The organism is Sulfuricurvum sp. RIFOXYD12_FULL_44_77, from assembly GCF_001830725.1.
Taxonomy (GTDB): Bacteria; Campylobacterota; Campylobacteria; order Campylobacterales; family Sulfurimonadaceae; genus Sulfuricurvum; species Sulfuricurvum kujiense_A.
The window spans coordinates 1-9,694 of record NZ_MIBU01000051.1 but is presented as its reverse complement, the minus strand read 5'-3'; the positions used below and the strand labels follow the sequence as shown (position 1 = coordinate 9,694).

Annotated in this window: 9 protein-coding genes; 1 reads left to right on the top strand and 8 read right to left on the bottom strand. The window is 40.2% G+C overall.

The features are described from left to right. A partial coding sequence (gene fliG / locus A2517_RS02440) for a flagellar motor switch protein FliG (RefSeq protein WP_294893780.1) occupies window positions 1–587 on the top strand: 587 nt, incomplete at its 5' end. Window positions 588–591: 4 nt separating this feature from the next. Here the strand turns inward: fliG and A2517_RS02435 are convergent. From A2517_RS02435 to A2517_RS02400, 8 genes are all read right to left on the bottom strand, one after another. After that, complete coding sequence (locus A2517_RS02435) at window positions 592–1,155, bottom strand: hypothetical protein (RefSeq protein ID WP_294893779.1); 564 nt, start codon at window positions 1,153–1,155, stop codon at window positions 592–594. A gap of 93 nt (window positions 1,156–1,248) precedes the next feature. Next, entirely contained in the window at window positions 1,249–2,370 is a 1,122-nt protein-coding gene (locus A2517_RS02430) for a sensor histidine kinase (RefSeq protein ID WP_294893778.1), read from the bottom strand. 1 nt (window position 2,371) lies between these two features. Then, entirely contained in the window at window positions 2,372–4,024 is a 1,653-nt protein-coding gene (locus tag A2517_RS02425; RefSeq protein ID WP_294893777.1) for an EAL domain-containing protein, read from the bottom strand. After that, window positions 4,017–4,697: a response regulator transcription factor gene (locus tag A2517_RS02420; RefSeq protein ID WP_294893776.1), complete on the bottom strand. Its 681-nt coding sequence runs from the start codon at window positions 4,695–4,697 to the stop codon at window positions 4,017–4,019. The genes A2517_RS02425 and A2517_RS02420 overlap by 8 nt, the downstream gene beginning before the upstream one ends. Further along, window positions 4,694–5,881, bottom strand: coding sequence for a hybrid sensor histidine kinase/response regulator (locus A2517_RS02415; RefSeq protein ID WP_294893775.1), 1,188 nt, complete (start codon window positions 5,879–5,881; stop codon window positions 4,694–4,696). The genes A2517_RS02420 and A2517_RS02415 overlap by 4 nt, the downstream gene beginning before the upstream one ends. A 39-nt stretch (window positions 5,882–5,920) precedes the next feature. Beyond that, window positions 5,921–7,678, bottom strand: coding sequence for an EAL domain-containing protein (locus A2517_RS02410; RefSeq protein ID WP_294893774.1), 1,758 nt, complete (start codon window positions 7,676–7,678; stop codon window positions 5,921–5,923). Continuing rightward, window positions 7,668–8,861, bottom strand: coding sequence for a sensor histidine kinase (locus tag A2517_RS02405; RefSeq protein ID WP_294893773.1), 1,194 nt, complete (start codon window positions 8,859–8,861; stop codon window positions 7,668–7,670). The genes A2517_RS02410 and A2517_RS02405 overlap by 11 nt, the downstream gene beginning before the upstream one ends. A gap of 47 nt (window positions 8,862–8,908) precedes the next feature. Continuing rightward, the coding region (locus A2517_RS02400) for a hypothetical protein (RefSeq protein WP_294893772.1) at window positions 8,909–9,694 on the bottom strand (786 nt) is incomplete at its 5' end.

Genomic DNA, 9,694 nt, shown 5'->3' with positions numbered 1-9,694 from the left:
TGGACCCTTCCGCCGCTGCGGAGACCCTTTATATCTTCCCTGATGATCTGCGTGCCGAAGTGGCCATGCGTATGGCAAAACTCGGGGATATTACTCCGGCTATTATCAAACGAGTGAGTGCCGTTCTCGAATCCAAACTCGAATCTCTCGCCAGCTACAAAGTGGAAGTGGGCGGACCGCGCGCCGTGGCCGATGTCTTCAACCGCCTTGGTGCGAAAGCCTCAAAAGCTACCCTTACCCAAATCGAACAGCTCGATCAGGAACTGGCGGCATCGATCAAAGAGATGATGTTTACCTTCGAAGATATTGTCGATCTTGATGGAAGCAGTATCCGCGAAATCCTCAAAGCGGTGGATAAAAACGATCTTATGCTGGCACTCAAAAATGCGGCGGAAGAGCTTAAAGAGAAGTTCTACGCCAATATGTCTCAGCGTGCCAAAGATGCTTTTGTCGAGGAGCTCCAATTCTTGGGTGCCGTTAAGATGAAAGAGGTAGAAGGTGCTCAGCGTAAAATTGTTGATGCGGTTCAGGCATTGGCAGAGCAGGGTATCTTACAGCTCGGTGAATCTGAAGAGATGCTCGAATAACCTCTTAAATATCCGACTGGCTTATCTCTTCGAGAAAGCGGATAAACATCTGATACTGTTTTTTCTTTTGCGTTGTCGGAGCTTCTGCTGTTTTTTGGCGGTAATGTTCTATCAAAAAGTTTTGAAAGTGTTCAAAATCTGACGAGCTAAGGCGGTGGGTTGAATTAATTTTTTCAATCACATAATGGAGTTTTCTTTTAACAGTCCCTGAAAGTTCATTATCCATATTATTAATCAACGTGTCACACTCAAATAATCCTTGCGCATTGAGAGAGCTTTTGGGTTCTCCTGAACCTTGAGTAGCGAACGGTTTAACCGCGAGAGGTGCATTTTGGTAAAGGTATCGATATTCAGAAAGCAACTTATATTGATGTATTAAGCTATCTGCCGCAGCATCCATACTAAGATAGTAAATCGGAAGTTTCTCGGGGATATGAATAATCGTTTTCCCATTTTGAGATTGCGTCCAAGAGGTTATATTCGCCCCTTTTTGTCGTGCTTTGGCAATGATCTCATCGAGTAAATTTTCGTATGTCGTTTCGGCTGAAGTGTCCGTGGAGTATGTCATAAATCATCACTAAATCTAAAAAGTCTGCGGTAAAAGATTACCGGTATATTGTGTGACGAATGATAGCGGTTTAATCTTACAAATTCGTACTTTTTAATGAATAAAAGTGAGATTCCTTAGATCGTTTCGCGGAAGTTGAATTTGAAATTCGGAACCGTTTGGAAATGAGTGAAGGGTAAGTGATCCTCCAAACTCTTTTTCAATGGTGAGCTGTGCGAAATGCAAGCCGATCCCGAATCCTACCCCTTTATCTTTGGTTGAAAATTTTGGCTCAAAAATCTTTTTATGGATCTCTTCGGGAATTCCTCCTGCTTCATCTCTTATGGAAAAAATATAAGAGTCGTTTTCTGCAACTGCTCGGAACGTAATCGTTTTTTTCCCTTCGATATGATTTCCGAGATAGGCATCGCGTGCATTATTAATAATATTCATGATGACTTCTTCAATATCGGTTTTAAAGCCATAGATTTGTATCTCATCATCCAGAATATCGATTACCAAGTCAATCTCTTCTTTTTGAAATTGCTCGTTAAAAAACACTTTTATGGAATCCGTAAGCTCATGAACGGTGAAAAGCTGTTTGATCCGTTCGTCTTTACCCATATTAAGAATACTTTTAAGGATATCAGACATTCTAGAAACTTGTTGGGAGATGAATTCGCTGCTTTTAATTACTTCAGAGGATTTGACCGCTTTATCAATATTGGCCAATACCATCATATTGATAGCTTCCATACTGATAAGATTGATAGGCTGACGCCACTGGTGGGCAACAATTTGAAGAGTATCCAGAACACGCTTTTGATATGAAGACCGGGTAATTGCCGTGTTATAGTAATTCGTTTTGGCGATGGAGGAAAAAAAACGCTCTAATTGCTTCCATTCCACTCTATTTGTATTTCTAATCAATTCACGCTCCATGCAAACCGTTTGTGCTTCCAACGAAAGGACCTGTGCCAGTTTAGGCTGAAAGCTATCCGTGCAAAGGCAGATTCCCATATTGCCGACAAGTGAGTTATGTGCCAAAAGAGTGTCGCACAACGAACTCGAAAGGGCAGAGATATCGACAATAATTCCTACAATATATTCACTGACCAGAAGCGGAGCATTTAAAGAAATAGGGATGATTTCAAATGATTCTTGAAAAAAGTCGGGAAGTGCTAAGACCCGATCATCTTCAAAAAAATGGAGAATTATAGGGCGTTGTTTTGTCATATCATTTCACTTCATACGGTGCTGCAACGGCATAACCCTGCAGATAATCGATATCAATCGATTTGAGCAATTCAATTTCATTGCTTGTAGAGAGATGGGTGGCTATCGCTTTTGCACCCACGAGATGAATTATATCCACTAATTTTTGAATAATCTGAATAGCTTTTGGCTCGGCATGAATCTGTGCTATCAGATCAGGATGAATTTTAATATAATCGGGTTTTAGCTCAAAAAGGTAGGCAAGGTTAAAATCACCCGAACCAAAACGGTTTAAGATAATTTTATAGCCATTAGCTTTGAGCTTTTTTATAAGCGGGAACATTGAGTTGGATAGACTCTCTTTCGCACGTCCGACAAGTTCAAATGCAACTCTCGAAGTCTCCAATCGGTAACGTTCCGTCCAAAACTGGATGTAGGAGAGGAGTGCGTCATCGTTGAGATCTTCATCTGCTAGACAAACGGTCAATATGGCATTTTTAGGGCTGATTGTATCGTTGAGGCTAAGAGTATTCCGAATCATCGAGCGGGTTATCATCGTCATTTGGTGTGTATTGATAGCAACATTTAAAAAAGTTTCCGGTCCGTATATTTTCTCTTCTTGACGAATTCGAACAAAGCTGTTAAAAATTTCGATATCACCGCTCGATGCATTTACAATCGGCTGAACATAAGGGACAATATTTTCCTCTTCAAGGGCTTGAAAAATCATCTTTAATACTTCTCGACCATGCAAAATAGTCTGATCACGCTCCTCATCACTTTGGGTAACCACCATCACACCGGACGTCTCAGGATGAATAATATTTTCAAGTGCCAAGCGGGAATTGGCCAATAAATTTTCGGTTCCGTATGCAATGCCAATGGAGAGCGTGGAGTTTAAAATGATCCCTTTTTCTGATGTATGAAAATAGCGTGCAATTGAGACCATATCGTTGGCTAGAACATTGGCAAATTGAAGATTTTGATTTTTTACAACAAGACAAAATTCATCACGGCTGCAACGGTAGAATGTACCTTCTGAATTAATTTTAAGACTCTCTAACAGTGTTCCCAGTTCACTAACGTATTCGTCTGCGTACTCTTCACCTACAAGTTCGTAGATATTGGAGAGATAATTAACCCGTATACGGAGCAAGGCAACCGGATCAGAAAGAGGAGATTGAAAAAATTCTTCCAGTTCGGGAAGCAATTTCCATCGGGTAACGGGATCGGTATGCCGCCGCTTTACAACACTAGATGAGGGGTCTAAAAGAATTTTTTCAAGATACTGGAAAAATTTCGGCATTGAGAGAGGTTTTAGAAGATATCCTTGTACTTCCAATGAAATCGCTTCAGCCATGAAATCGGCATCGTCATGGGCGGAAAGGATAAGAATCGGTTGTGATTTTGAAAGAGCGCGAATCTCTTTTATGACACCAAGTCCCCCTTTTTTTGGGAGTTCAAGATCGGTAATAACAAGGGTAAAGGGTGCATTAGCTTTCAGCTTATTACGGTAGATTTTTAATCCTTCCTCTCCGTCCGTCGCAATAACGCACTCTTTAAAAAACATTTGGACAATTCGTTTGAGCGATTCTGCCAATTCTGGATCATCATCAATAATAAGCACTGACCGGCTGGCACTGTCGATTTGAAGCCGCTGAATGATATTAGACAAAATCTCCCCTTTTCATAATATAACCGAATCCACGGATGTTTTGAATCAAATCCTCTTTAAGTTTTGCTCGGACACGATTGACCAAAGAGCGGATTGTGGAAGATTCGGTATCTTCTCCGTCCCAGATAAAAGATCGGATACTTTCATCGGTCATTATTTGTCCAAGATTACTGACAAATAAAATAATGAGCGAATATTCCCGTTTGGTAAATTGCTGTACTTTGTCGTCATAATAGAGGAGATAGTTTTCTTTATTAAAGGTATAGTGGTTACTCAAATGGATAATCGGATCATTGACCGGCTCGATTTTCGGTTTTGCCTGAACGGTCAGATGGTGTATCCTGATATCGAGTTCTTTCAGATTAAACGGTTTTTTGAGATAATCGCTGCACCCAAAGGAAAATGCATCCGATATATAGTCGACATCATGATAGGCGCTAATAATGATTTTAGGGGGATCGGGATATTTTTCTGCAATAACTTTGAGGCACTCTAACCCTCCGATGAGAGGAGTGTTAATATCCAAAATATAAAAATCGTGTGCTTGGGATTCTATGACTTCTAAAACCTCTTGCCCGTTATCGTAATGATCGACAAAATGGCCACGAGAAAGGAGGTAGGTTCGAATGGAACGCGCCAGCATAAACTCGTCTTCTAATAACAGTATTTTCACGTAGTCACTCCACTGTGCTTTGGTAGCGTCATTGTAGGTGAGTTATGTTGCAAGAGTGTCGCATTTTCAAAAATATAGCGAAACGAGGTTCCAAGTTTAGCGGTAGATGAGATTTCAATCGCAATATTTTCCTCTTCACAGATTTGGGCGACAATACTCAGTCCCAGACCGTATCCCCCTTTGTGATCGGATTCACGGTGAAAACGTTGAAATATTTTCTGTTTATCTTTGATTATAGGGCCGTGATTGCGGATTTCAAAAAAAAGTTCCCCTTTTCGAGACCCTACTGTAACACTAATTTCTCCCGGGCGATAAGAATACTTGATAGCATTGGAAAGGGTATTATCAATAAGTCTGGAAAGCTTTAGTTCGTTAAAATTTATCCAAGGAAGGTTTGGCTGACCTACCCGCACCGAAAGAGTAAGCTCATTAACTTCAGCGATACACGTAAAATAGCGTACACGTTCATGAATAAATTCGACCACATCTATTGGACTCATTTGTTCACTTACGCGGTCGCGTTTCATCAGGTAAGTCATATCTTCGTAGCTGTTTTGGATAATTCGTGATCCCGCTTCAATAGAGTTTAGAAACTCATTATCGATTCCATTCATCCGTAGCAGATCGATGTTTGTAATGATAACGGCAAGAGGCGTATGGATTTCGTGGATCGCATTTTTCAAAAACTGATCCTGTTCTTCGAGGAGTTTCAGGGCATATTCTTTTGAATCTTTGAGCAATTGCTGACTTTTTTTAAGCTCCAGATCATATTCAATTTTTTGTAATACATTAATAATGGCGTCAAAGAGTTCATCATGACTGATCGGTTTCAGTATAAACCGATCGACTCCGCATCGGATCGATTCGACAAATACCGATCGATCTTCGGTACCCGAAATGGCGATCACTTTTTGATCCGGATCAATTTTTTTAATCTGGGCGGTTAAATCAATCCCACTCTCATTGGCAAGATTAATATCTGTTAATATTAATATAACTTTATTATCATTTTTTGCTTCATGATAGAGGGCTAGAGCCGTAGAAACAGTTTCAGCACGCTCGGTATGTTTAAAAAATTTGGAGAGGATTTGGGCTAGTTTTTCACCTATTTGTTCATCATCTTCCACAATGAGGAGTGTTTTTTCTTCTGCCAAATCTTTTAATAATGCCAAGGAACTCTGCATGATTTTTTTTCTCTCTCTTTATATTTTAAATGAGGAAACTTAGTATACCACTTTAGCTGTTTCTTTTTCGGGTATGTAGTGAATAAAGTGATTCATCCGCATACTATGAGGGATCGCTTGACCGTATAGAAAGCCCTGAGATTCATCAATACCCATAGCATTTACTTTTGCGCTTATAGACTCTTTGCTAACAAATTCAGCAATCGTCTTGATCCCCATTTTTCTCGCAAAATCAGAGAGCATCTCAACGATAACCTGTGAAATCAAGGTATCTTCAATGCCCAGAATCAGCGATCCATCGATTTTAATGTAATCGATATTAAGCTTGGCCAAATGCTCAAAGTTGGAGTAGCCTGAGCCGAAATCATCAATAGCTACTTTACATCCATAATGTTTAATTTCAGAAAAAAAGTGTTGTACCGCTTCATACGAACCGATCCCCTCTGATTCAAGAAGTTCAAATATCAAACGCTCAGGCTGCGGAAACTGGGCTATTTGCTCGATCAAAAATTCGCGAGTAGAGCGGTCTCGAATATCATCGATTGAGAGATTCATACTGACGGAACATTCCGAATGAGAAAAGTTTTCGAGAGTTTTTCGTATGATCATTTTAGTGATTGAGTTATACATCTTCGTCTCTTTGGCTATCGGTAAAAAAAGTCCCGGAGAGATCACTTCACCATCAGGTAATATCAGCCGTGCCAATGCCTCGTATTTCATAATTTTTTTCGTTTTATTATCGATAATCGGCTGAAAATAGGGGACAAAACGATCTTCTTGAAGGGCACGTTTGATCATGTCTTGATACTGTAGTTTTGTGGAGCGCTCCTGTACCGATCGCGTATCATTACGATAAATAATGATAGTTCCCTCTTTTTCCGCTTGACGCAGCGCAATATCGGCATGAGAGAGGGGGGCATCGTCGCCTTGATCGACAATACCGGCTCCCATCTCCAAATACATCATCTGTCCATTGATTTGTATCTCCGTAGCTTCAAATTTATGGATAATACGCTGTATGTAATGATAGAGTTCTTTCGCATCCAACGGAGAGAGAACGGCAAAGTGAGCACCGCTGACACGATAAATGGCATGAAAAGGGAAAGCTTCCTCTTCAATAAATCTCGAGAGCAGCTCTGCTGTTTGCTTCAGGATGCTGTTTCCTACCGAGTACCCGTAAAAATCGTTTACATTTTTAAAATTGTTTATTTTCAGCAATGAAAGAGAGTTGTTACGGTGTTCTAGCAGATCATTTTCAAGCATTGCAAAAGAAAAAAGGCCGCTGATTCGATCGACAGTGTACGTCAGTAATGCTTCTCGGCTTTTTTCGATAACAAGCTCTTCGAGATGCTCTTTATAGATTACATTCTCTTTTTCCATCGATATTTTTGCAACGATTTTATAAAGGACATCGATCGTTTGAATCCGCTCGATCGGTTTAAAAAGATAGCCGTCTATTCCTAATTCTACAGAGCGGTGAAGTATGTCGCTCTCTTTATGTGCCGAAACAAGCAAGGTTGCTTGGGTGGGATAATGTTCTTTTATTTTTTCGATCATTTCCAAACCGTTAAGCAGCGGCATTTGATAATCGGTAATGATTAGATCATAACGGTTCACCAATGCAGCCTTAAGCCCCTCTTCGCCATTGGATTCACTGTCAATCTGTTCGAAAAAACGGCTCAGGAAAGTGATATATTCTCGTCGAATAAACGGATCGTCTTCCACATACAGTACACGCATCCCTTTAGCAGTGTCTTGCAGTAATCGATAGTGTTCGTTTGACGGATTAGAATACATAGGTTATATCCTTAGTATAATTTGTTGGTATAGTAAGGGTAAAAAGAGTCCCATCCGTATCGTTACAGACTTGTATGGAACCGTTTAAATGTTTTTCAATGATAATGGCGGACATGTACAAACCAAGACCCGTCCCGTTTTTCTCTTCTTTCGTTGAAAAATAGGGATCAAATACCTTATCGATGATCTCTTCCGAAATCCCTCCGGCGTTATCCCGAATGGAAAATACAATATTCTCTTCATTATGCACTGAATGAAATTGAATAAAAGGTTCCGGAATAAGGCGCTCTTCAAAAGCATCTTTAGAATTGGTTAAAATATTCAAAAAGACCTGCATCAATTCATTTTTGTAGGTAACAAAAGCGGCATCAACATCTCCCGTAAACGTTAGATTGATTCCAAAATTTTTGTAATTTTTTCCCAGCATTGTCAATAAATCATTCGACATCTCACGCATAGAAACACTCTGCGGCAATTTGTTCGGTCGAAAGAAGTTGCGAAAATCGTCAATAGTGGTTGAGAGGTAGTGAATCTGTTTGTCAATCACATTTAAATCGTCTAAAAGATGTTGCTTGTTTATCTCATCAAATTCCAGTGTCAGAATCGTATTGTTGGTAATCATCCCGATAACGGTTATAGGCTGACGCCATTGATGCGCGATCATACCGATCATTTCTCCCATAATCGCCATTCGTGATTGGGTGATCATCATCTTCTCAGTTATCTCATTCTTGTTTTTTGCTTCAACAACTTGATTTTCAAGAGCAGCATTAAGTTCATGCAAGCGCTCAGTACTCCGACAAGCATCAATAGCATTCGTCAGTTTCGTTTTAAACCCAGCAAACATCCGACCATAACCATCCGTTCCATCGCTGTTTTCAAATGCAAACAAAAAATGTTCGTTTCCGATCGGAATATCGAGAATATATCCGAGAGACGCTACTGCAATAATAGAATATTCCTCAGTTGCAGTGCATAAAGTCACAGGGATATCAAAATCCTTTTCGACAGTAACGATTTTTTTTCGACTAGGTGCTGAGGCAAAATAGTGGCCTCCTAACGCTCCGGTATGATGTACAAATGTCGTGATAACATCGCTCAGCATATTTTCAAGAACAAGAGAGTTGCCGATGGCATTCATACAAACATAGGCAAGGGTTTGCTGTTCAGAGTAATCTTTCATACCAAAAGTATAGCTCTGCTGTGTTGCAAGTATGTCGCAAAGAGATATTACGAAGCTACACCATAATGTTTGAGAAGTTTTTCATATTCGTCATCTTTGCCAAACTCTTTTAGGTAATAAGCGGCAATACTCTGCGCTACAGCAAGTGATTTTGCGGCGAGGAGGAGTCCGAGTTTATTGAACGTTGCTTGACGTATGCACTCTCTTATTTTCGGTTTAAAAATAGATATCCCCGCATAGGGGAGCAATATCTGCTGTACCTGTTTTATCTCTCCGTTGGCAACCGATTGCATAGCATTTGAAAGCACTTCATCAAATGTTTCATCGTATGCGACGAACTCAGCCATCGATTCGAGTATGGGATAGGCTACAACAAGTTCGTATGCGGTTTGGATAGCGTTGCTTTGGATCGCTTCTAATAGTTTTTGCCGTAGCTGAATCTCTTTTGCCAGCTCCATCAACTGCTCTTTGTAAGGAAGAAAAACAGCGACCTGTTTTATCCCTGAAAACGCATCGTCGTATTTCCCCTCTTCAATGAGCTTTTTTATTTTGGCAATAGAGGCTTCGGCAAGGGCGCATATTTTTTTATAAACCTCTTCAGATGTTAAAAAATCATATTTTTCCGTTAAATTGAAGTACTCTCTGAATTGTTTTTCTTTGATGAGAGCATCCGCTTTGAGGTAAAGCTCATAGTTTTTTTGCAATGAGTGTATCATCTCTTTTTTTGCGGGGACCACACAAAAGGGTTTAAGAAGTTCCTGTGCTTTAGGACCATTGCGCAGCGGGTCGGCTCCAATCAGTTTTTTTGCTTCCGCAAAGCTTTTTGTAAAATA